The organism is Flammeovirga sp. AWQ4_249, assembly GCF_056161045.1.
On record NZ_JBSWYJ010000007.1, the window covers coordinates 128,804 to 151,481 of the forward strand.

The 22,678-nt window shown below is 31.4% G+C and carries 21 protein-coding genes; 12 read left to right on the plus strand and 9 right to left on the minus strand.

Annotated elements, in window-relative coordinates; genetic code table 11:
* Positions 1-107 precede the first annotated feature (107 nt).
* The 4 genes from ACXAHM_RS08040 to ACXAHM_RS08055 are packed head-to-tail and all read left to right on the plus strand — an operon-like array spanning position 108 to position 4,749.
* A complete protein-coding gene (locus tag ACXAHM_RS08040; protein WP_474959905.1) occupies positions 108-1,778 on the plus strand; it encodes an ABC1 kinase family protein in 1,671 nt (556 codons plus the stop codon).
* Position 1,779: 1 nt separating this feature from the next.
* Entirely contained in the window at positions 1,780-2,172 is a 393-nt protein-coding gene (locus ACXAHM_RS08045) for an HIT family protein (RefSeq protein ID WP_474959906.1), read from the plus strand.
* A gap of 11 nt (positions 2,173-2,183) precedes the next feature.
* On the plus strand, positions 2,184-4,208 hold the full coding sequence (gene ligA, locus ACXAHM_RS08050; protein ID WP_474959907.1) for an NAD-dependent DNA ligase LigA: 2,025 nt from the start codon (positions 2,184-2,186) through the stop codon (positions 4,206-4,208).
* Between the two features lies 1 nt (position 4,209).
* The gene (locus tag ACXAHM_RS08055) at positions 4,210-4,749 is read left to right on the plus strand and encodes a DUF6913 domain-containing protein (RefSeq protein WP_474959908.1); all 540 of its coding nucleotides are present in this window, start codon (positions 4,210-4,212) and stop codon (positions 4,747-4,749) included.
* 60 nt (positions 4,750-4,809) lie between these two features.
* Here ACXAHM_RS08055 and ACXAHM_RS08060 read toward each other — a convergent pair whose 3' ends face one another.
* From ACXAHM_RS08060 to ACXAHM_RS08070, 3 genes are all read right to left on the minus strand, one after another.
* Entirely contained in the window at positions 4,810-4,986 is a 177-nt protein-coding gene (locus ACXAHM_RS08060) for a histone H1 (RefSeq protein ID WP_474959909.1), read from the minus strand.
* Positions 4,987-5,144: 158 nt separating this feature from the next.
* The gene (locus tag ACXAHM_RS08065) at positions 5,145-6,389 is read right to left on the minus strand and encodes an aminotransferase class I/II-fold pyridoxal phosphate-dependent enzyme (RefSeq protein ID WP_474959910.1); all 1,245 of its coding nucleotides are present in this window, start codon (positions 6,387-6,389) and stop codon (positions 5,145-5,147) included.
* Between the two features lie 196 nt (positions 6,390-6,585).
* Entirely contained in the window at positions 6,586-7,581 is a 996-nt protein-coding gene (locus tag ACXAHM_RS08070; protein ID WP_474959911.1) for a DUF6588 family protein, read from the minus strand.
* A gap of 132 nt (positions 7,582-7,713) precedes the next feature.
* On the opposite strand from ACXAHM_RS08070, the gene ACXAHM_RS08075 reads away from it, so the two are divergent.
* From ACXAHM_RS08075 to ACXAHM_RS08105, 7 genes are all read left to right on the plus strand, one after another.
* Entirely contained in the window at positions 7,714-8,820 is a 1,107-nt protein-coding gene (locus ACXAHM_RS08075) for a hypothetical protein (RefSeq protein WP_474959912.1), read from the plus strand.
* Between the two features lie 351 nt (positions 8,821-9,171).
* A complete protein-coding gene (locus tag ACXAHM_RS08080) occupies positions 9,172-9,474 on the plus strand; it encodes a hypothetical protein (RefSeq protein ID WP_474959913.1) in 303 nt (100 codons plus the stop codon).
* 45 nt (positions 9,475-9,519) lie between these two features.
* Positions 9,520-9,981, plus strand: coding sequence for a hypothetical protein (locus tag ACXAHM_RS08085; protein ID WP_474959914.1), 462 nt, complete (start codon positions 9,520-9,522; stop codon positions 9,979-9,981).
* A 191-nt stretch (positions 9,982-10,172) separates the two neighbouring features.
* Positions 10,173-12,947, plus strand: coding sequence for a leucine--tRNA ligase (gene leuS, locus ACXAHM_RS08090; RefSeq protein WP_474959915.1), 2,775 nt, complete (start codon positions 10,173-10,175; stop codon positions 12,945-12,947).
* A 70-nt stretch (positions 12,948-13,017) separates the two neighbouring features.
* Positions 13,018-13,290: a hypothetical protein gene (locus ACXAHM_RS08095; protein ID WP_474959916.1), complete on the plus strand. Its 273-nt coding sequence runs from the start codon at positions 13,018-13,020 to the stop codon at positions 13,288-13,290.
* A 90-nt stretch (positions 13,291-13,380) separates the two neighbouring features.
* Entirely contained in the window at positions 13,381-14,598 is a 1,218-nt protein-coding gene (locus tag ACXAHM_RS08100) for a bifunctional 3,4-dihydroxy-2-butanone-4-phosphate synthase/GTP cyclohydrolase II (protein ID WP_474959917.1), read from the plus strand.
* 62 nt (positions 14,599-14,660) lie between these two features.
* Positions 14,661-15,062 carry a redoxin domain-containing protein gene (locus ACXAHM_RS08105; RefSeq protein WP_474959918.1) on the plus strand — a complete coding sequence of 134 codons (402 nt, stop codon included), beginning with the start codon at positions 14,661-14,663 and terminating at the stop codon, positions 15,060-15,062.
* Here the strand turns inward: ACXAHM_RS08105 and phhA are convergent.
* The 3 genes from phhA to ftsH all read right to left on the minus strand — a co-directional run bounded on the left by phhA (position 15,052) and on the right by ftsH (position 18,101).
* A complete protein-coding gene (gene phhA, locus ACXAHM_RS08110) occupies positions 15,052-15,801 on the minus strand; it encodes a phenylalanine 4-monooxygenase (protein ID WP_474959919.1) in 750 nt (249 codons plus the stop codon). The two genes, ACXAHM_RS08105 and phhA, sit on opposite strands and share 11 nt — an antisense overlap.
* A gap of 112 nt (positions 15,802-15,913) precedes the next feature.
* Entirely contained in the window at positions 15,914-16,138 is a 225-nt protein-coding gene (locus tag ACXAHM_RS08115) for a hypothetical protein (RefSeq protein WP_474959920.1), read from the minus strand.
* Positions 16,131-18,101 (minus strand): ATP-dependent zinc metalloprotease FtsH, encoded by a 1,971-nt coding sequence (ftsH, locus tag ACXAHM_RS08120; protein WP_474959921.1) that lies wholly within the window; start codon positions 18,099-18,101, stop codon positions 16,131-16,133. Before ftsH ends, ACXAHM_RS08115 begins: the two co-directional genes overlap by 8 nt.
* A gap of 255 nt (positions 18,102-18,356) precedes the next feature.
* Between ftsH and ACXAHM_RS08125 the strand changes: the two genes are divergently transcribed.
* Positions 18,357-19,280, plus strand: a complete 924-nt coding sequence (locus ACXAHM_RS08125; RefSeq protein ID WP_474959922.1) for a tetratricopeptide repeat protein — start codon at positions 18,357-18,359, stop codon at positions 19,278-19,280.
* A gap of 40 nt (positions 19,281-19,320) precedes the next feature.
* Here ACXAHM_RS08125 and ACXAHM_RS08130 read toward each other — a convergent pair whose 3' ends face one another.
* From ACXAHM_RS08130 to dut, 3 genes are all read right to left on the minus strand, one after another.
* Complete coding sequence (locus tag ACXAHM_RS08130) at positions 19,321-21,096, minus strand: tetratricopeptide repeat protein (protein WP_474959923.1); 1,776 nt, start codon at positions 21,094-21,096, stop codon at positions 19,321-19,323.
* Between the two features lie 130 nt (positions 21,097-21,226).
* Complete coding sequence (locus ACXAHM_RS08135) at positions 21,227-22,231, minus strand: sugar nucleotidyltransferase (RefSeq protein ID WP_474959924.1); 1,005 nt, start codon at positions 22,229-22,231, stop codon at positions 21,227-21,229.
* 9 nt (positions 22,232-22,240) lie between these two features.
* Complete coding sequence (dut, locus tag ACXAHM_RS08140; protein WP_474959925.1) at positions 22,241-22,675, minus strand: dUTP diphosphatase; 435 nt, start codon at positions 22,673-22,675, stop codon at positions 22,241-22,243.
* Positions 22,676-22,678: the final 3 nt, after the last annotated feature.

Consider the following 22,678-nt stretch of genomic DNA (forward strand, 5'->3'; position numbering starts at 1 on the left):
GATGAAAGTTCGATTTATATTATTTTGATCAATAAACTAACTCAAGAATTGGGTAAAAAGGATCATTTAGAAGAAATCAAAAAAGATTTGTATACATTTTTTAGTTAATGTTTTTTTCAACCAAAGTAAAAAATTTTCAACGACTTCAAGAGATTATAAAAATTTTATTGAAGTATGGTTTCGAAGATGTTGTTTCCAATACGTCATTGAACAAATATGTTCCAATTGATGATTGGAAAAGGAACAATCGACCAGTTCTTCAATTTAGTCGTTCTGAACGTATACGAATGGTAATAGAAGAATTAGGACCTACTTTTGTGAAGTTTGCCCAAACTTTAAGTAATAGGCCTGATATTTTACCACAAGATCTTATAGAAGAGCTCCAAAAATTACAAGATAGTGTTGCACCATTTGATGAGGAAGAGGCAATGGCTATCATTGAAAAAGAAACGGGTATGAACCTTAACGATTTTGTTTCTTTTTTTGATAATAAACCACTTGGAGCAGCAAGTATTGGTCAAGTACATAGAGCACGTTTGAAAACGGGTCAGGATGTTGTTTTAAAAATTCAACGACCAGGAGCTAGAGAACAAATTCGAACAGATTTACGCTTATTGCGAGAATTTGTAAAGCATACAAAGCATTTTTTTGGTAGATATGGTATACTAAACCCAGATGAAATCATTGAGACATTTGAGGAATCTATTCTTAATGAATTGGATTATACTATTGAAGCAAAAAATATAGTTCAATTTAGAAATGCCAATAAGGAAAATAAAAAGCTTCATATTCCTTATGCCTATTTAGAATATACCACCAAAAAATTATTGGTCATGGAATATGTTAGTGGTTGTAAAATCACTGACAAAAGAACAATAGAATCTTGGGGACTTGATGTTAAACAAGTTGCTTTAGACGGATTGCATTTATACCTAGACCAAATTTTTAATCAAGGCTATTTTCACGCAGATCCTCATCCTGGTAATGTATTGATTAGACCAGATGGTAAAATTATTCTAATTGACTTTGGTATGATTGGCCGTTTGACAAAATACCAAAGATACGGTTTAGCTAACTTTTTAACCTCTATGGGACAAGGTGATGCTAGAGGAATGGCAATGCATTTAAGACGTATTGCAAAAGAGTCAGATACTGAAGATCTACGTTTATTAGAACAAGATTTAAATGAGTTAGTAGAGCGATTTGTTGTTCATGGTTCTAGTGATACTTCAATGGCTGAAATAACGGGTATGTTACAAGAAATTATCTATAAACATCGATTAGCTGTTTCAGGTTCTATTTTTATGATCTTAAGAGCGTTAGCTATTCTTGAAGGTATATGTAATGTGTTGTGGCCAAGTTTAGAAGTTTTACCTGAGATAGAACCTTATGGAGTAAAGTTAGCAAAGGAACAGTTCTCTTTGAAGAACTTAAGTTCCGATTTCTATTATTCATTTCATCAAATATCATCTTTGATCTATAACTTACCGATGGAGGTTAGATATATTTTAAAGAAAACAAGAACAGGTAAATTGGTGGTCAATGTAGATCATCAAGGATTAGAGCCAATTACAAATCAATTGGCTGAATCAAGTTCAAATCTTAATATAGTTTTACTCATTGTTGGGTTATTAATCTCTTCATCTATAGTAATGTTATCTCCCTTAACGTACCTCCAAAGAAATACTTTAGGTATGCCATTGATTAGTACAATAGGGTATATTTTATCATTACTTTTGATGTTATATTTATTGATTAAACCAAAAAATAAAAAATAAAATGTCAAGTATTTTTTCTAAAATAGTTAAAGGAGAAATTCCTTCTCATAAAATTTACGAAGACGATAATTATTATGCGTTTTTAGATATTTCACCAATTCAAAAAGGACATACACTTGTTATTCCAAAACATGAAGTAGATGATATGTTTGAACTTGAGGATGAAATATTAGCAGGATTGTATGTTACAGCTAAGAAAATTTCAAAAGCTATTAAGAAAGAGTTTCCTTGTAATAGAGTAGGTCATGCAGTTATTGGGTTAGAAGTTCCCCATGCACATATGCATCTTATTCCAATAAGTACTATGCATGATATGAACTTTTCAAATAAATTAAATCTTACTCAAGAAGAATTAGCTGCGATAGCTGAAAGAATCAGACAGCATCTTAAATAAATAGAAAAACGATGTCATTAGAGAGTGCAAAGAAAGAAGTAGAGAATCTATCAGAAAGATTACATTACTTAAATACAAAATATTATATAGATGGTGTACAAGAAGTTTCAGATCTAGAATTTGATCAAATGCTTTCAAAATTATCATCATTAGAGAAAGAATATCCATCATTATTATTACCCAATTCCCCAACTCAAAGAGTAGGTGGAGCTCCTACAAAGAATTTCCCTACTATAAGGCATGAAGTACCAATGCTTTCTTTGTCTAATACTTATAATCAAGAAGATTTATTAGATTTTGAAAAGAGAGTTGAAAAAGAATTAGGAGAAAAACCAGAGCTCGTATGTGAATTGAAGTACGATGGCGTAGCTTTAAGCTTAATTTATGAAAATGGTCTTTTAGTAAAAGCCGTCACAAGAGGAAATGGAGAAGAGGGTGATGAAGTAACAAATAATGCGAAAACAATAAAGACGGTCCCTTTAAAGTTAAGAGGTGAATATCCTGCGAAACTTGAAGTAAGAGGAGAAGTATTTATGAGTAAAGAATCATTTGAAAAAAATAATGAAGTAATTGCTCAAGAAAATGAACAGAGAGAGAAGGATGGAAAGAAACTTCAGCCTTTGTTGGCGAATCCAAGAAACGCTTGTGCTGGTGCTCTAAAGCAACAAGATCCTAAAAAGGTTGCTGAACGAAACTTAGATATGTATGTCTATGGTATAGTAGGAGATTATGAATCTATTGAGAATCATTATGATGCCTTAAAAACATTGCAATCATGGGGTTTTAATATTCCAAATACTTTTGAAAAAGCAACTTCAATTGATGAAGTCTGGAAATTTATCACAAAGTGGGATAAAGATAGATTTGATTTACCTCTAGAAACAGATGGAGTTGTTATTAAGGTAGATCAAGAGATTTTACGAAAAAAGTTAGGTAATACTGCAAAAAGTCCACGTTGGGCTATTGCTTACAAATATAAAGCTGAAGCTGCAAAAACAAAGCTTGAAAGTATAACTTATCAAGTTGGTAGGACGGGAGCAATTACACCAGTAGCAAATTTACAAGCTGTTCAGTTAGCAGGAACAACTGTAAAAAGAGCCTCATTACATAATGCCAATGAAATTGCAAGGTTGGAATTACATGAAGGTGACTTTGTTTATGTTGAAAAAGGAGGTGAGATCATTCCAAAAATTACAGGAGTAGATAAAACGATGCGAGAAGATGATTCTCCTGAAGTTCATTTTATTGAAAATTGCCCAGCTTGTAATACTCCCTTAATTCGTATTGAAGGTGAGGCTCAACATTATTGTCCAAATTCAAAAAGCTGTCTACCTCAAGTAAAAGGTAAAATTCAACATTTTGTTTCTAGAAAAGCAATGAATATTGATTCTTTGGGAGGGGAAACAATTGAACAATTAATCAGTAAGGGATTAATAAATAACTATGCTGATTTATATACTTTAGATGAAGAAAAATTATCAACGATGGAACGCTTTAAGAAGAAATCAATTGATAATTTATTAAATGGAATAAAAGCTTCAAAAGAAATACCTTATGAAAAAGTATTATTCGCATTAGGAATTCGTCATGTTGGTAGTACAATTGCTGAAAAATTAAGTGAAGTATTTAAAAATATAGATGCATTATTTTCTGCAACTGAAGAACAAATAGCAGATGTATATGAGGTAGGTGGTAGAATTGCTGAGAGTATAGTTGAGTTTAGGAATGACTCTGGAAATTTAGAAATTGTAAACCAATTAAAAGAAAATGGATTACAATTTGAAGTTATTGAAAAAGACAATAAAGGAGCATTAGATGATAAATTATTTGTCTGTACAGGTACTTTCCATAGTTTAACAAGAAATCAAATCCATGATATGATCAAAGCGAATGGAGGGAAAGTTCGTACTTCTATTTCAGCAAAAATTGATTATCTTGTTGCAGGCGAAAAGGCTGGATCCAAATTAAAAAAAGCAGAAAGTTTAGGAATCACTGTCTTAACTGAAGGACAATTTAGTCAATTACTTGAAGAATAATATGATTAATTCATTAAAAAACAAGCTTTTAAAATATAAACTCGGTAAGGATAAATCACACATTGAAGTTATTCATAATAATGATTTGCCTTTACGAGATGCTACATCAGTAGGCTTTTTGTTCTATGTGAAAGATCAAGTTAAACTTCAGAACACATTGAATGAGATTAAAATTCTTGAAAAGATTCTTCCAAAATCAGTTAAAAATTTAGAAATAATTTTCATTTCAGAATTCTCAAAAACACATTTTGAAATTCCATTTAATTGTAAATTAATTCCTATTTCAAAAATTGATTGGAATGATAAAATTGTACAAGGAGATCTACAAGTTTTTATCAATAAATCTTTTGATTATTTGTTCTCATTTTCTTATTCAATTTCAAAAATTTTAGATCAATTTACAGAGAAATCTCATGCTACTTGTAGAGTAAGCTTAGGAGAGCATCAAGATGAAGATGCTTGTGAAATGAAACTGTTATATGATCAAGTTTCATTTACCGAAAGGGTACGAGCAGCAGTGGAAGTATTACATAGAATGTAAAAAAAGGGTAGAATTAAATTATTAATTCTACCCTTTTTTTATTTCAGCGTTAGACTATGACTAACCGTTGTTTTTGATCTCTTGAATCTCTAAACGGATGTCTTGAGCAAGTTTTTTAATTTCTTGCATGTTCTTTCTTACACGAGTACCAGCAGCAGCAACTTTGCTGTTGTAGAATTTTTGTGCATCTTCTTCAGTTTGCTGGATAAGCTCTTTTAGTTCTGTGAATTTGTCCATTGTATTAAAATTAATTTCTATCGATAATTAAATTAAGTGTATAGCAATTTATACAATTCCTTTGAAAAAGTATAATATTTTTAGATAAAAAAAAGGATAAAATTTCAATTTTTTTGAAATCTTATCCTTTCATATTTTTACTTAAAATCTGATATAAATTATTTCATAATTTGTGGTTCTGCATTAGCATACTCACCAGATTCTAATTTATGTTTTACAGCTTTAAATGCTGAGATTGTCTCTTCTACATCTGCTAATGAGTGCATAGAAGTAGGGATTAGACGTAACATGATAACTCCTTTTGGAACTACAGGGTAAACAACAACAGAACAGAAAATGTTGAAGTTTTCTCTTAAGTCCATTACCATATTAACAGCTTCATTTTGACCACCTTGCAAGAAAACTGGAGTTACAGGAGTATCAGTTAAACCGATATCAAAACCATTTTCTTTCAATTGTTTTTGTAAAGCTGAAGATACTTCCCAAAGTTTATCTTTTAACTCTGGCATTGTACGTAACATCTCTAATCTTTTTAAGTTACCTTTTACTAATGGCATTGGTAATGTCTTAGCAAAGATTTGAGATCTAGTGTTGTATCTTAAGTATTCAATTACTTGCTCATCTGATGAAATGAATGCACCAACTGAAGCCATTGACTTAGCGAAAGTAGAGAAGTAAATGTCAATTTTATCTTGACATCCTTGCTCTTCACCAGCACCAGCACCTGTTTTACCTAAAGTACCAAAACCGTGAGCATCATCTACTAACATACGGAACTGATATTTATCTTTAAGGTCTGCAATTTCTTTAAGCTTACCTTGGTCACCTAACATACCGAATACACCTTCAGTAATTAATAGGATAGCACCACCAGTTTCTTCAACTAATTTAGAAGCTCTTTGTAATTGCTTTTCACAGTTTTCGATATCATTGTGAGGGAAAACGAAACGTTTACCAACATGCATTCTCAATCCATCGATGATACATGCATGACACTCAGAATCATATACTACAACATCTTTTCTATCTAATAACGCGTCGATAACAGACATAATACCTTGGTATCCAAAGTTTAATACCATTGTATCTTCTTTACCTACGAATGAGCTTAGCTCTGATTCAAACTCTTCAATTAAGTTTGAGTTACCAGACATCATACGTGCACCCATTGGGTAAGCTAAACCATACTCAGCTGCTGCCTCAGCATCAACTTTTCTAATTTCTGGATGATTAGCTAAACCAAGGTAATTGTTTAAACTCCATGTTAGTACTTCCTTTCCTCTGAAAGTCATACGAGGAGCAATTTCTCCTTCAAGTTTTGGGAATGCGTAATATCCATGTGCCATTTTGGAATGGTTTCCTAATGGTCCTCTGTCTTGAAGAAGTTTTTCAAATAAATCCACGATATAGTCTTATTTTAATGCTTGAAACATTATTCTAATTACAATCTAATAGTCATCGATGAAACCATTTTTATCTTCTGTATAAATACAAAATAGAATAGCCCATCTTTAAGACAAACACAAAAATCGGTTTTAATGTCTTAAAACTTACTATCTAATATAAGCATTTAAGCATTTTTAACATAATTTGAGAAGTTTATTTTAAAGTAAGGCCCATTCCAACATTAATTTGATGATATTTTGAAAAAGTATAATCACCATTTATGAAAACAAGGCCAAATTTAAGCATTAAACCACCCCCAAACTTCCAAGTTTTTAGCTCGGTTTCATCAACAATCCCATCTTCAGGGATATTAAGACTTTCTTCATTGTTTTGTAAAAGTCGGTAATCTCCAACTAATGTTGAAATATTTTTACTATAAACAAACCCTGTATTAGCATATATTGTCAATAGCGGGAGAGTTTTAGAAAGTATTAATTCAAAATCACCACCTTTAGTTGTAAATTCTAAATTTCCAGGGGTCACAACTGGAGCTACCTGACTCTGATCAAGAGGGTAGGTGCCATCCACCTGAGTATAACCTCCAAAAATACTTAAGTCAATTGGAGATTTTTCATCGAAAAACCATTGAATTAAATTATGTTTAATACCAGCACCCCACATTTGTAAGATAATTCCATTGTATTCTACCTTAGGAAATACTCTACCCATTACTTCTGTATTCTTTAATAAACCCATCCCAAACTTTATGTAGGGCATAGGTGCTACGGGAATATCTACACCTCTTGTTGCAGGTATAATTGCTTCAGTGCCATCATCATTTTTAACACCAATTACTGTTTCAGTTACTTCAGTACCAAAAAATGTAGGGAGATTTTCATCACCACTTACTATTCTGACTCCTGAAATATCTTCTACAGTAAATGATAATTTGTTTTGAGGAATAAAAACAATAGCAGAACCGAAAGTAAAATCAAAACCTATTGGTCTATGAGGTCTAGCTGAATGATTCCATCCTAAGCTAATTGCCCATGTATAACTTGTTACTAAAGGATCATTATAACGATCAAAAAGTTCTTGACTTCTAATCTGAGCATCTTCACCTTTAGTAGCATATAAAGACAGAATATCTTGAGCGGGGGTCACTGAACTCAAAAAAAATAGTCCAATGATTAAAAATATTTTTCTCAACAGTATATTATATAATGATATATATCAAATATAAGTCTATACTTTGGTTTTAACATCGATTTAGAAGATTAATACCTATATTATACACTTAAATATGTTGTTAATAATAAATATTAGTTGCAACTTGCAACTATGAATTTAAATAAATTAGAACAAATAGAGCTTGAATTTGAAATATTAATTCAGAAGGATAGAAGAAACTGGCTTCGTGTTGCAAAACTTTTAGATCAAATTGAGTCCCAACAATTATATAAACTTAGATCAAGATCATTTACGGAGTATGTAAAAGGTTTAGCATCAAAAAATAGAATTAATATATCAACATTATGGCGTGCTAGGTCAGGAGCAAAACTATACTTAGAAATATTAGAATTACATCATTTAGATCAATTGGATGAGTCCATTGTAAAAACTACACCTGAACAATTAGAAACTTTTAGTAAGGTAAGAACAATTGCTCCATCAAAAATAGTTGAAGATGTAAAAGAGAAAATGATTAGAGGAGAAAATATGCGTCATGAACTTAGAGAATTATGGCAAATATATAGACCATTAAAAGGAGGGAAGACTGAACGTGGTAGAAAAAAAGAAGAGCCTGATTATGTTTCTACAAAGAAAGATAAAACACAATTTGTCCTTCCTTACCAATTAAAGGATACAGTAAATAATGAGAATGTTCAACAAAATACTGTAGATAGTTATTGGAAAGATTTGAAGATAATGGAAAAATATCAATTATCTTCTGAAAATCTAGCAAGAGCAAATATTCTTAATGCATTACGTTCTGAACAATGGATTGCAAGAACTTTAAATGTGGACTTCTGTAAGAATCATGAACATTTAGTTTCTTTTGAAATACAAAGACCAAATAAAGAAATCGATATACTAACATTAGCAAAACCAGAAAATAAATATAAAAAGAGACCTTTATTTATAGGTTCTGAAATTATTACTGAGCTAGATGATTTTAAAAAGAATAGAATTAAAATAATGAATAAAAGTACTTATTGTGATTTTTTCTATTTAGCTATTCCAATGAATGAAGAATACATTTTTAAAGCAGAAATTTTTTGTAAGGAAACAAATATTGGGATTATTTGCATTGGTGACCATTTATCCAATGACACTAAACATATCTGTAAAATTCTTACACTTAGTTCTCAAAAAGAAACAAATGAGAATTATGAATATATAATGATGCAAAAAGTAATGGAAAGATTATTAGGTTGGGTCAATTAATTTCTGTTCTACATTTATGGTGTCCAATATTTTAATTGTCAGTTATGTTAAGAAATAAGTATTAAAATATATTATAGTCATGGATAACTTTTCAGTCTAAAGTCTATATAAGTTTTAGACTTTTTAGTTAATAACAATCTTACAAAGAAAAGAATTATATCATCTATTATAGTTTTAATAATCCGATATAATTAATGTTATGTTAAATAAAAAATTTTATTTATTATTTATAACTAATTGTATATCAATAAAATAAATTAATATTTATTGGTTTTTTTCTTGCTCTTTTGGTGAAGTTTATATTATATTTGTAATACAATAAAGATAAACAAAACAACTACTTTAATTATTATGAAAAATCTTTTGATCTTATTCTTTACAGCTACTCTCCTTTTCTCAGTAAACACATTCGCAGCAGAAAAGCCGGTAGCATCAAAAAATTACACAGTTGTATCTATCATTCTTACAGTAGAATATGGAGATGGGTATTTTCAACTAACTAGAAAATTGTTTAAAGCACTTCAGAAACCTGAAGAAGCGGTAACTTGGAAAGATGTTCTTTATGTAAAAGAATTATACCAACAGAAATATGAAACGTATGATTTGAAAGTCGGAAATGAAATCACTATTTTGAAGTCTGAATTTGTAAACTAATGAAATAATGAGGAAGAATAATCTTCCTCTTTTCTTTTTATATATATGGCAGAATTAACTCTTGAATTAAAAAAAGCTTTGAAGGCTCATTGTAAATCAATCGTTGTTGATAAAATTAAAGCCCTGGAAGATGCGATGAACAGTGCTCAAGAATCCGCTAATGCAGAAACCCGAAGTACTGCTGGCGATAAACATGATACAGCAAGAGCAATGATGCACCTTGAAAAAGAGAAAATGGGTAATCAACAAGCTCAAAATCTACAACTTTTGAAAGTAATTGAAGAGTTAAATGATTCAACTACTGAAACTATAACACCTGGTTCATTAATAGCAACAAACCTTGGATTATATTACTTATCAATCAGCTTAGGTCAAGTTAAATTCGAAAATAAACCCTATTTTATTATTAGTGCTCAATCTCCTATTGGAAAGCACTTTCTTGGCAAGAAAAAAGACGATTCTATAGTATTTAATGGAAATAAGATCTCAATTAAAAACTTCATTTAATAGAAAATAAAAGGTAAAAACTCATTAAAATTCAATCATTATTGACATTTATTTTTTTTAGTATTTTAAAAATATTCTGATTCCCTGCACTTATAAGTATTTTAAAATAGATTTATTTATATCTTTGCTTGATTTTTTGAATTCTAAAAAGTCATAAAAAAGCAATTAATTTTTAGAATACATATATAAGTATGTCTGAATATAACCATAATTCATTTGAGCCTAAATGGCAAAAGTTCTGGCAGGACAATAATATCTATAAAGTGGATATTGATAAGGATAAGCCAAAGTATTATACATTAGATATGTTCCCTTACCCGTCTGGAGCAGGACTTCACGTAGGTCACCCAATGGGATACATTGCCTCAGATATCGTTTCAAGATATAAGAGATTAAAGGGATATAATGTACTACACCCAATGGGATTTGATTCATTTGGTCTTCCTGCTGAGCAATATGCCATTGAAACAGGACAACATCCTGCAATTACGACTGAACAAAATATCAGTACGTTCAAATCTCAAATGAACAAGATTGGTTTTAGTTTCGATTGGAGTCGTGAAGTACAAACTTCTTCTCCTGAATATTATCGTTGGACACAATGGATTTTCCAACAATTATTCAATGCTTACTACGATAAAGACGAAAATAAAGCAAAAGATATTGCTGAATTAATCAAGCATTTTGAAGCAAATGGTTCTGAAGGAATCAATGTGGAATGTGATGATAATGCAACATCTTTCACTGCAGCTGAGTGGAATGCTTTTTCTGAAAATGAGAAGGCAACTATCCTATTACAATACAGATTGACTTTCTTATCTGAAGCTATGGTAAACTGGTGTCCTGCATTAGGTACTGTTTTGGCTAATGATGAAGTGAAAGATGGTGTATCTGAAAGAGGTGGACATCCAGTTGAAAGAAAGAAAATGAAACAATGGATGATGCGTATCACTACATATGCAGATCGTTTATTGGGTAATTTAGATACATTAGATTGGTCGGATGCTTTAAAAGAAATGCAACGTAACTGGATTGGTAAATCAATTGGTTGTGAGCTTGATTTTAAAGTATCTGATAGTGACATTTCTCTTACTGCATTCACTACTCGTGTGGATACTGTTTTTGGTGTTACATATGTTGTTTTAGCACCAGAGCATGAATTAATTCCTTCTTTGACTACTTCCGAACAAAAAGAAGCAGTTGAAGCTTATGTCGAAGCAGCTAAAAATAGATCTGAGAGAGATCGTCAATCTGACGTGAAAACGGTTTCAGGAGTATTTACTGGTTCATATGTAATTAATCCATTATCAGGTGAAAAAGTACCTTTATGGATTGCTGATTATGTATTAGCAGGATATGGTACTGGTGTTGTAATGGCAGTTCCTTCTTCTGATGATAGAGACTTCCGTTTTGCAAATCACTTCGATTTACCAATTATTCGAGTAATTGAAGGAACAGAAGATCTTGAGGACCCAACTGAGGTAAAGAAAGGTAAAATGATTAATTCTGGATTCTTAAATGGTTTAGAATCTGATGAAGCAATCAAAGTAGCTATTGATAAATTAGTTTCAGTAGGTCAAGGTAAGGCTAAAGTGAATTTCAGAATTAGAGATGCAGTATTCTCTCGTCAACGTTATTGGGGTGAACCAGTGCCAGTATATTTTGATGAAAACGATACTCCTCAATTAGTTCCTGATAATCAACTTCCATTAAACTTACCTGAAGTTGAAAACTACCTGCCTACTCCAGAAGGTGATCCTCCTCTAGGAAATGCAAAAGACTGGAAATACGATGGTCAATTTGGTTATGAATTAACTACTATGCCTGGTTGGGCTGGTTCATCTTGGTATTTCTTACGCTATATGGATCCTCAAAACAAAGAGGCATTTGTAAGTAAAGAAGCTGTTGAGTATTGGAATCAAGTAGATTTGTATGTAGGTGGTACTGAGCATGCTACAGGTCACTTATTATATTCTCGTTTTTGGAATATGTTCTTGTATGACATGGGATTCATTGGTCATGAAGAGCCATTCCAAAGAATTGTAAACCAAGGAATGATCCAAGGTAGGTCAAACTTTGTTTACAGAGTAAAAGGAACAAACCAGTTCGTTTCTCACGGTTTAAAGAAAGACTATGACGTTCAACCGTTATATGTTGATGTAAACATCGTGAATAATGACGAATTAGATACTGAGAAATTCAAGCAATGGCGTAAAGATTATGCTGATGCTGAATTTATTCTAGAAGATGGTAGATACATGTGTGGGCATGTTGTAGAAAAGATGTCAAAATCTAAATACAACGTTGTTAACCCTGATGTAGTGATTGAGAAATATGGTGCAGATACACTTCGTTTATATGAAATGTTCTTAGGACCTATAGAACAATCTAAGCCATGGTCTATGCAAGGTATTGATGGTGTATGGAAGTTCTTAAGAAAAATGTGGAGATTATTCTACAATGATCAAGGACAATCAATCGTTACAGATGAAAAAGCTACACCTGAAGAATTAAAAATCCTTCATAAGACAATCAAAAAAGCAGGTGAAGATATGGAATCATTAAGCTTGAACACTACTGTTCCTGCCTTTATGGTATGTGTCAATGAACTTGCTTCTGCAAAATGTCATAAAAAAGAAGTTTTAGAGCAATTCTTAATTATCTTATCTCCTTTTGCACCACATATTGCAGAAGAATTATGGCATGAAGCATTAGGTCATGAAGATTCAATTATTTTAGCTTCATTCCCTGAATTTGATCCTTCATTATTAGTAGAAGCATCTCATACTTATCCAGTTTCTATTAACGGTAAAATGAGAGTGAAACTTGATCTTCCAATTGATATTTCTCAAGAAGAAGCAAAAGAAGCTGTATTTGCAAATGAAGTAGTTCAAAAATGGGTAGATGGTAAACCAATAAAGAAGTTTATCTTTGTTCCTAAGCGTATTGTAAACGTTGTTGTATAGCAACTAATAATATATAAGAAAAAACGGAAGCATATTGAGTTATGTTTCCGTTTTTCATTCTATCAGTTTTATGTTAAAAAGATTCATGGGTTTAGGTGCCTTATTCGGCTTTGGAATAGGTGAACTTATTTACCAAAATATTCATCGAATACCTCGAGGTGATATAAACCATAAAACAACACTTTTTATTAGTATTGTCATCTTTGTTTTTGCTGGTACTCAACTGTATCAATTCAGCAAAAATAAAGAAGAAAAATGGTTACAAACTAACATGATGATGTTATACATCATGGGAGGAGTAATACTTGTTATTAGTTTAGTCCTAACTAGTTTTATTAAATAAATGAATAACCGTTCTTTTATAGTTTATAATTCAAATTCTACTAACTTTGTATAATAAACATAAAGGTTCAGTCACACATCCATATATAAAATGTCAGAACAATTTAAATTAGATACTATCGAGGACGCTATTGAGGCAATAAAAAATGGCGAAATAGTAATCGTAGTAGATGATGAAGATAGAGAAAACGAAGGAGACTTTATCTGTGCTGCTGAAAAAGTAACACCTGAGATTATTAACTTCATGTCAAAAGAAGGTAGAGGTTTGATCTGTTGCGCATTAGTTGAAGACCGTTGTGAAGAATTAGGTCTTGAATTAATGGTAGGTAAAAATACTGCAGCATTTGAAACACCTTTTACTGTTTCAGTAGATTTAATTGGCCATGGATGTACAACAGGTATTTCAGCAAGTGACCGTTCAAAAACAGTTCAAGCTTTAGCAGATCCTAACGTGGACCCCGCAATCTTAGGAAAACCTGGACATATTTTCCCTCTAAAGGCAAAAAGAAATGGTGTTCTAAGAAGAACAGGACACACAGAAGCAACAATTGATTTAGCTAGACTTGCAGGTTTGGAACCATGTGGAGTGCTTGTTGAAATTATGAATGATGATGGGTCAATGGCTCGCCTTCCAGACCTTGTAAAAGTTGCTGCAAAACATAATTTGAAATTAATCAGTATTGAAGATTTAATTCAGTATAGATTAAAATTAGAAGAATCTCTTGTTGAAGAGGAAATTGGAGTGGATATGCCAACAGAATTTGGTCATTTCAATTTAAAAGCATTCCGTCATACACAATCAGGTGAATTACATTTAGCCCTAATTAAAGGTGACATCACTGGTGATGAGCCTGTAATGGCTAGGGTTCACTCCTCTTGTGTAACAGGTGATATTTTTGGTTCTTGTCGTTGTGATTGTGGCCCACAATTACATGCTGCAATGGAAATGATCGAAAAAGAAGGACGAGGAGTAATTCTTTATATGAATCAAGAAGGACGCGGTATTGGTTTAGTAAATAAACTTAAGGCCTATAAATTACAAGAAGAAGGCATGGATACTGTAGAAGCAAACAAAGCTTTAGGTTTCAAATCTGATCAACGTGATTATGGTGTAGGTGCTCAAATTTTAAGAAAATTAGGTGTTAGTAAAATGAAATTAATCTCTAATAATCCTAAGAAAAGAGCAGGTTTAATTGGATATGGTCTAGAAATCGTTGATAATATTGCCATAGAAATCACACCAAACCAATACAATAAAAAGTATTTGGAGACAAAAAGAGATAAGATGGGACATAACATCTTGAAATAATAAAAAAGAAATACCTTTTTAAAGGACGTATATGTTAAACTATACGTCCTTTTTTCATATCTATGGAAAACACTTTTGAATTAAGAGATTACAACAGTATTGTTTACCGTTTACAATTATCAGGTTGTCTAATAGTCATATTACCTACAGTAGATCAAAAATTAGATGAGCAACATTTAAAATTACTGAAAGAAAATTTCTCAGAGATTTCTAAATATTGTAATCATTGTTACGTGTTAGTACATCAAAAGGAAGGGGATATAAAAAAAGCTTTAAAGAAAAAGAGCTTCCCTTTCCCTATTCTATCAGATTCAAAAGCGAGAGTTATTAAACAACTTAACGCTTTTCTTTATCCGATAGGAATAGTTCAAAGAAGCACTTTTCTATATGATCAAAATAGTGATTTACTCTTTGAAAAAGTTTTCATGTCGAATTTATATGAACACTTTAGCTTTATTGAATAATAATATTTTTCTCAGTTACTTTTAATAATAATTGATCTAATTCATCTAAACTATCATATAATTCTTCATATGAATTTATGACCCAATATTGTTCTTGGAATTTGTCTTTGATATAAGGTGTTTGTAATATCTCTAATACACTAAATTTGTGTCGCTTAGGAATATCAGAGAAAAGACTGTACTCACTTTCTCCTTTTGAAGATAAAATTCCTGCTCCGTAAATTCTTAATCCTTCTTGAGTTTCAATTAAACCGAACTCTACTGTATACCAATATAATCGAGATATTAATTCAACAATATGCTCATTATCAATATATTTTAAAGCAATAACGCTCATTTTTTCTAAATATTGACAAAAGAACTTATTTGTTAAAAGAGGGACGTGTCCAAAAATATCATGAAACATATCTGGTTCTTCTAAGTAATCTAATTCAGATAATTTTCGGAACCATGTTGAAGAAGGAAATTTCTTAGCTTTTAGAAGTTCAAAAAATTCTTTATTAGGAATCAATCCTACAACTGGAGCAATACTCCATCCTGTAATAGATAGTAATTTTTCATCTAATAATTCGAAAGAAGGAATTTTTTCTTCATTGAAACCAATAGACTCAATACCAATTAAGAAATCCTTCTCTGCAAGCGTAGGTAGAATTTTCATTTGCCTTAAAAATAAGGTCCTCCATACCTGATGGTCTTCTTCAGTGTACTTGTCGTACTCTTGTTTTTCAATAAAATACATGTGCTAGTATTTGGTTAATATGTAAATTTATGTGTTTATACTAGAAACGAAAAAGTAGTTAGTTTTGTTGAAAAGCCGTATCTAACTGAATAAATACGGCTTTTCAATATAATTACATTCCAGCAATTTTAATATTTTTTTCCTTTAAAATTTCAATTGATCTCTTTCTGAGGTATTCATTTTGAGATGGATCAATCTGAAAATCTGAAATAATATTATCAATAAATATATCAATACTTACTAAATCTTTTGAGATACTTCCACTTTTAAGAAGATCTTTAATGGATTTAGCTTCGCGTAAAATAAATTCATCAATTTTCTTTTCTGATCTAATCATGTTTAGTTAATACTACTCTAGGACCTAAAATTTTATTTACGTCCTGTTCATCTAAAATTTCTTTTTCAAGTAGAATTTTGGCTAACTTTTCAAGATCGTCTTTCCTTTCAATTAGAAATTCTTTCGTTTCTTCATAACATCTTGCAATAATTTGAAGAGTTTCTTTATCGATTTCTTTCTCTAAGTCTTCAGATCTTCTATGTGAATTTCCTCCGTTTCCTAAGAAATTATTTTGACCTTCTACTTGAAGTGATAAGTTAGGTAATTTTTCACTCATACCATAAACGGTCAACATTGATCTTACAATTGATGCTACTTTTTCAAGATCGTTAGAAGCTCCGGTACTAACATCACCAAAAGTAATTTCCTCAGCTGCTCTTCCACCCAATAAGCCTTTTATTTTACCTAAAAGTTCTTCTTTACTCATTAAAAAACGATCCTCTGTTGGAGCTTGTAACACGTAACCTAAAGCACCTGAACCTCTTGGTACAATTGAAACTTTTCTTACAGGATCAGCACCTTTTGTAAAATGTCCTAAAATAGCATGCCCTGCTTCATGATATGCTACAATTCTTTTTTCTGCATCACTAATCACCGCATTTTTCTTTTCTAAACCTGCTACAACTCTTTCAAATGCATCTAAGAAATTTTTATGTTCAACAGATGTATTACCTTCTCGAGCAGCTAATAATGCGGCTTCATTACATAAATTAGCTAAGTCAGCACCTACAAAACCAGCAGTCTGAGCGGCAAGCTCTTCAAGGTCTACAGATTCAGCTAATTTTATCTTACTTGAATGAACTTTGAGAATCATCAATCGCCCATTAAGATCAGGGCGATCTACTTGAACCTGTCTATCAAAACGGCCAGGTCTTAAAAGTGCTTTATCTAATATTTCAGGTCTATTAGTTGCTCCAAGAACAATTACTGTTTGATCAGCAGCAAAACCGTCCATTTCAACCAAAAGTTGATTCAGTGTATTTTCTCTTTCATCATTTCCAGACATGCCATTGGAAGATCTACTTTTCCCAATAGCATCCAACTCGTCGATGAAAATAATACAAGGTGCTTTTTGTTTTGCTTGGTTAAATAGATCTCTAACTCTAGCTGCACCAACACCGACAAACATTTCCACGAAATCTGAACCAGATAAACTATAAAAATGGACACCTGCTTCACCTGCTACGGCTTTTGCTAAAAGTGTTTTACCAGTACCAGGAGGTCCTACAAGTAAAATTCCTTTAGGAATTTTAGCTCCAAGCTCAGTGTACTTCTCAGAATTCTTTAAAAAGTCAACAACTTCAGCCAGTTCTTGTTTCGCTTCGTCACAACCTGCGACATCATCAAAATTGACCAAATGTTCAGCGTCTGCTGCATATATTTTAGCTTTGCTTTTACCAACATTGAGATAATTATTACCTCCACCTCCACCGAGGCCTCCTCCTTTACCCATTCGACGCATTAAGAATGCCCAAATGACAAATAAAAGTCCAAAGGGTAATAACCAATTAGAAAAGAAATTTCCTAACCAATCATTTTCAATTATTCCTTTATAATCAATATTTGCTTCTTGTAAATCATTTATAAGATCAGGATCATCCAATTTAATGACATAAAATTGTCTACTTAGATCTTCTTTTCTTCTTTCATAATCTACGCGCCAAGGTGCGGCTTTACCAGAAGCATCTATTTTCCATAATCCATTTCTTTTATTTGCTTCAGTAGAATCAACAGCTGTAGTATCACTGAGGAAGTTATCCGTTAATGGTTTTTTAATTTTTCCATAAACTTTATCATCAGCAATAACAACATGTTCTACTTTACCTAATGAGACACTATCCCTGAATGCATTATAAGATAATTCTTTAACATTGGGTCCAGAGAAAAATAAGGCTTCTAAAAATAGCATTCCTCCAAGAATACTGAGGAAATACCAGATTGAAAATTTAGTTCTATTCTTCATGAGAAACTAGTTAGATATTTTACCAATCAACACATTTAGAAGTTAATCATAAAAATTTGAATAAAAAAAAGCCTGGCGCTATTAGCGACAGGTTTTCTACTAGTGTCAAATTAATTATCTTTAAAACGTAATTAATACGTTGTTATTATCTTTAATAAATAGGAATTTTTCCTTTTGTAAAAATATCAAAAGTTTACATTAAACCAATGAAATTATCCTTTTACATTTGATAAATTTACAATAAAAACGCGTTTTATGATGGAAATCCCTTCTTTTGCCTTTTCTTTTAGGACTTTTAATGAAAAAAAAGCAAGTCATTTTCTATTACCAAAATTAGGAAATATCAGTGAAAATGGAATTTCTTTAGCTGGTGAAATTATTTCTTTTTATGATATTTTACGGATGACTTACTTTAGTGGTTACTTAATTATCACTTTTGAAAGATATCCTTTGTTAGGTAAACTGACCTCTAAATGGAGAATTGAAAAAAATAATGCTTTAATTATTAAATCGGGTATGATTAAAGATATTAAGAGGGCTTACAATATTTTTAAGTCACAAAATGCAAATACCGTGAGAAGATGTGGTAAGTGTGATAATCATATAGATTGGGATGGACATCTTGAAACGCAGTATCATTATTGTGATGAGTGTCATTCTATTTCAGATAAACATGGATTACTATTTTCTAATGGCGAAGATTTTGATATTTGTCCTGAAACAGGTTACTATGATCGATTAGCTTACAGGAGAAAATATGAGTATTTTTTTCATAATAAAAAGATGCATTGGAAAACTACAAAATATTATGGAGGTGATAATTTAGGTATAGAATTTTTTCACAAGAATATTTTTAAAAATATGATGTTTTTAGTGGGAATTCCTGGTACATTGATTGAATTTTACAGAGCTAATCAAGGGCATCACCCAGACTTTACTGATTTAGCAGAAGCAAATTTTGCTAGTAGATGTGGGGAATTAAAAGAAGCTGCTGATTTATATACAAAAATGCAAATGAGGCTACCCTATTTTCCAGCATTACATTATAATTTAGCAATAGCCTATTTACAATCTAACAACCATGATCTAGCAGAAAGATATTTCCAAAAATCTTTAGAGGGTTGTTCTAATTATGAACCTACCCTGAAAGTATTAAAATATCTATCTGAAAAAAAATAAAAAAAGTCTTTGTAATTATCGTTACAAAGACTTTTCATTTCTATTCTTCAATAAATTTTTTGGACTTAATTTTTTGGTCCAAAACTTTACTTACTTCATCTCCTGAATCTTTTGCTTTTTGCCAATATTCTAAAGCCTTTTCGGTATTTCCAACCTTAGCAAGAACATCTCCATAGTGCTCTAAGACAGTTCCACTTTTGGTCAAACCAGCAGCTTTTTCTAAGACTTTTTCAGCTTCTGTATACTTTTTACTTACAAATAAAACCCACCCATAAGTATCTAGATAAGTATCATTTTCAGGTTCAGCTAATATTAATTCATGAGACATTTTTTCTGCTTTCTCAAGATTTTCTTTTCTAAGAGACAAGTAATAGCTGTAATTGTTTAAGACATATAGATTGATAGGATCAACTTTTAATACTTCTTCATATTTAGCAAAAGCTTTTTGATAATCATCCAATTTATAATAAGTGTCTCCTAATTGAGCGTTAAATTGTATCTTTAGAGATGGATCCACAACTATCTGTAATCCTTGATTAAACATTACTTCTGCCTCTTCATATTCTTCTAGAAACAACTTTGCTGAACCACTATAGAAGTATAAAATTGCCTGATTTGGGAAATATTCTAATGCTAAATCAGCATGTTTATTCACAGAGTCAGTTTCTTGTAATTCCCAATCTATCGATAATACTTGTTGCCATAGCTTAAAGTTGTCAGGGTTAATATCTAATGATCTTCTATAGAATGTTCTAGCATCAGCGTATTTCTTAGTTGAAACCATGAAATCACCAAAGATTGCTAAAAGTTTGTCACTAGTAGGATGAGCTTCTAGAGCAATTTTCAATAACTCTTCTCCTTCTTCTCTCTTCTTTTCATTATAAGTAAATTGAAGGTAACCAGTAAGAATATTATAACTCTCATCTGATAAGGCATCATCACTACCAAATGCAATCTTTAATTCTTCGAAGTATTTTTCTGATTCACCTTGATTCCTATATATGTTAGCTAATAAAAAATGTCCTTCACCTTCGTTAGGGTAATTTTTTAAAATGGGTTCTAACATTTCTCTAGCATCATCTGTCTTATTATTACCTAGAAGCAAACGAACTTGAGAATATTTAAAATCTAATTCTTCTGGATATGCTTTGATTAATTTTTCACCTTCCGCTAAAGCAGCATCCAAATCACCTAATCTAATGTAGATCCTTTGTTTTTGTCTTACAATAACATCATTGATTCCATACTTTTCTTCACCTATATCAAAATATTCAATTGCATTACGAGGTGCTCCCATTTGAAGATAAAGCATTGCTATTTGGAAATAAGCTTCTTCGTCATCACCTGTTTTTGCAATTTGAGTTTCCAAGACTTGAAGAGCATCCTTGTATAGCCCTAATATTTCATAGTTTTGAGCGACAAGTTTATAATAATATTTGTTCTCAGGAGCTAATTCTAAAGCTCTTTTTGCAAACTGTTGTGATCTTTGATAATTTTCTAATTTCTGATAACATAATGCAGTTTGGTATTTTACTCCATCATCTTTACCATTTAATTCATTACATTTTAAGAGAAGTTCTAAGGCTTGATCATACTCTTCTAATAAATATTCATTAACAGCATAAATAAATAATTCTTCTGCTTTTCTTAGGTCTTTTTTTGAAGGTTCTTCTATGCTAACAACTGGCGTATTTTTTTCCTTCTTTGATTTTTTCTTTTTCTTCTTTTTTTGAGCGTATCCAACATTATCAAAAGCCATGAAGCTGATGATAAGTAAGAGTAAAAGAGTACGAATGTTTAATAAGTTTTTATTCATTGTGTATGATAACCCCTCTAATTCAATTTTCTTCTATATATCTATAAATCTACAAAAATACTAAATGAAAAAAACAGCGAAATATAATTATTTCGCTGTTTTCAGAAGATATTTTATATTTTTTGAATATTTATTCTTTTACTGATGTAAAATCACCAATACTTAAATCTTTTGATCTACCTCTATAAACTACATGGTTACCTACCACAGAGTTTTCAATATTCACTTTACGTATATCTGTATCTTCTTGTACAATTGAATTTTGAACAACAGAATTCTCAATAATTGTATTGTCTCCAATTGATACATATGGTCCCACTACAGCATTTGAAATTCTTACATTCTCACCAACGTAAACTGGGCTAACTAATACAACATTGTCTAAAACGGCACTGTCATGTACTAATTCTTGCTCCTGAATATAAGTAAGATATCTTTGGTTAGTGTTCACAATAGCATCTTTGTTACCACAGTCTAACCATTCCACTACAGTACCTGGTTTTAACCTGGCACCTTTAGCCTTCATGTTTTCTAAAGCTCCAGTTAATTGATATTCACCATCATTCATGATGTTATTATCAATTAAATATTGTAATTCAGTACGTAATTTTTCTCCTTCTTTGAAATAGTAAATACCGATGATTGCTTGATCTGAAACAAATTCAGTTGGTTTCTCAACAAAATCAGTAATTACTCCTTCTCCATCTAATTTTACAACACCAAATGCAGATGGATCTTCGACTCTTTGTGTGTATATAATACCATCTTCAAACTTATCAATCGTAAAATCAGCTTTAAATAATGTGTCAGCGAAAGCAACAATAATGTTACCATCCATTGAATCGGCAGCACAATTAATTGCATGTGCAGTTCCTAATGGCTCATCTTGATAATAGATCGTTCCTTTAGCTCCTAATGCCTCAGCAATTTCAATCAATTCTTTTTCAACAACATCTCCAAAATCACCAATTACATAAGCAATTTCTTCAAGCGTTTCATCAGACATAGCAGCTAAATCTTCTACTAGTCTATGTACAATTGGTTTACCGGCAATTTTTACTAATGGTTTTGGGGTAGTAAGAGTATGTGGTCTTAAGCGTGAACCACGACCAGCCATTGGTACAATAATTTTCATCTTTTTTATTTATTTTTTTCCTGTACTTCCGTATCCACCTGCTCCTCTTTCAGTTTCAGAAAGTTCTTCAACAGGCTCCCATACAATTGTTTCATGTTTAGCTACAATTAATTGCGCTATACGTTCTTCATTTTCAATAGTAAACGGCTCATTAGATAAATTTACTAAAAGAACTTTAATTTCCCCTCTATAATCGGCATCAATTGTTCCTGGAGAATTTAAAACAGTAAGTCCATGTTTAAATGCTAAACCAGATCTTGGTCTAACTTGTGCCTCATAACCTTGAGGTAATTCAATATATAAACCTGTTGGTAATAGGTGTCTTTCTAGCGGCTTAAGTGTAATAGGTTCATCCAAAACTGCTCTTAAATCTAACCCTGCAGAAAGAGGTGTTTGATACTGAGGTAATGGATTATTACTCTTATTAATTACTTTGATTTTCATTCG

Coding starts and splice junctions, on each gene's coding strand:
- ACXAHM_RS08135 (WP_474959924.1), bottom strand. CDS start 22,231: ATGAAAATTATTGTACCAATGGCTGGTCGTGGTTCACGCTTAAGACCA.
- ACXAHM_RS08055 (WP_474959908.1), top strand. CDS start 4,210: ATGATTAATTCATTAAAAAACAAGCTTTTAAAATATAAACTCGGTAAG.
- leuS (WP_474959915.1), top strand. CDS start 10,173: ATGTCTGAATATAACCATAATTCATTTGAGCCTAAATGGCAAAAGTTC.
- ACXAHM_RS08085 (WP_474959914.1), top strand. CDS start 9,520: ATGGCAGAATTAACTCTTGAATTAAAAAAAGCTTTGAAGGCTCATTGT.
- phhA (WP_474959919.1), bottom strand. CDS start 15,801: ATGTATTTTATTGAAAAACAAGAGTACGACAAGTACACTGAAGAAGAC.
- ACXAHM_RS08095 (WP_474959916.1), top strand. CDS start 13,018: ATGTTAAAAAGATTCATGGGTTTAGGTGCCTTATTCGGCTTTGGAATA.
- ACXAHM_RS08100 (WP_474959917.1), top strand. CDS start 13,381: ATGTCAGAACAATTTAAATTAGATACTATCGAGGACGCTATTGAGGCA.
- ftsH (WP_474959921.1), bottom strand. CDS start 18,101: ATGAAGAATAGAACTAAATTTTCAATCTGGTATTTCCTCAGTATTCTT.
- ACXAHM_RS08060 (WP_474959909.1), bottom strand. CDS start 4,986: ATGGACAAATTCACAGAACTAAAAGAGCTTATCCAGCAAACTGAAGAA.
- ACXAHM_RS08115 (WP_474959920.1), bottom strand. CDS start 16,138: ATGATTAGATCAGAAAAGAAAATTGATGAATTTATTTTACGCGAAGCT.
- ACXAHM_RS08040 (WP_474959905.1), top strand. CDS start 108: ATGTTTTTTTCAACCAAAGTAAAAAATTTTCAACGACTTCAAGAGATT.
- dut (WP_474959925.1), bottom strand. CDS start 22,675: ATGAAAATCAAAGTAATTAATAAGAGTAATAATCCATTACCTCAGTAT.
- ACXAHM_RS08045 (WP_474959906.1), top strand. CDS start 1,780: ATGTCAAGTATTTTTTCTAAAATAGTTAAAGGAGAAATTCCTTCTCAT.
- ACXAHM_RS08125 (WP_474959922.1), top strand. CDS start 18,357: ATGATGGAAATCCCTTCTTTTGCCTTTTCTTTTAGGACTTTTAATGAA.
- ACXAHM_RS08080 (WP_474959913.1), top strand. CDS start 9,172: ATGAAAAATCTTTTGATCTTATTCTTTACAGCTACTCTCCTTTTCTCA.
- ACXAHM_RS08130 (WP_474959923.1), bottom strand. CDS start 21,096: ATGAATAAAAACTTATTAAACATTCGTACTCTTTTACTCTTACTTATC.
- ligA (WP_474959907.1), top strand. CDS start 2,184: ATGTCATTAGAGAGTGCAAAGAAAGAAGTAGAGAATCTATCAGAAAGA.
- ACXAHM_RS08105 (WP_474959918.1), top strand. CDS start 14,661: ATGGAAAACACTTTTGAATTAAGAGATTACAACAGTATTGTTTACCGT.
- ACXAHM_RS08075 (WP_474959912.1), top strand. CDS start 7,714: ATGAATTTAAATAAATTAGAACAAATAGAGCTTGAATTTGAAATATTA.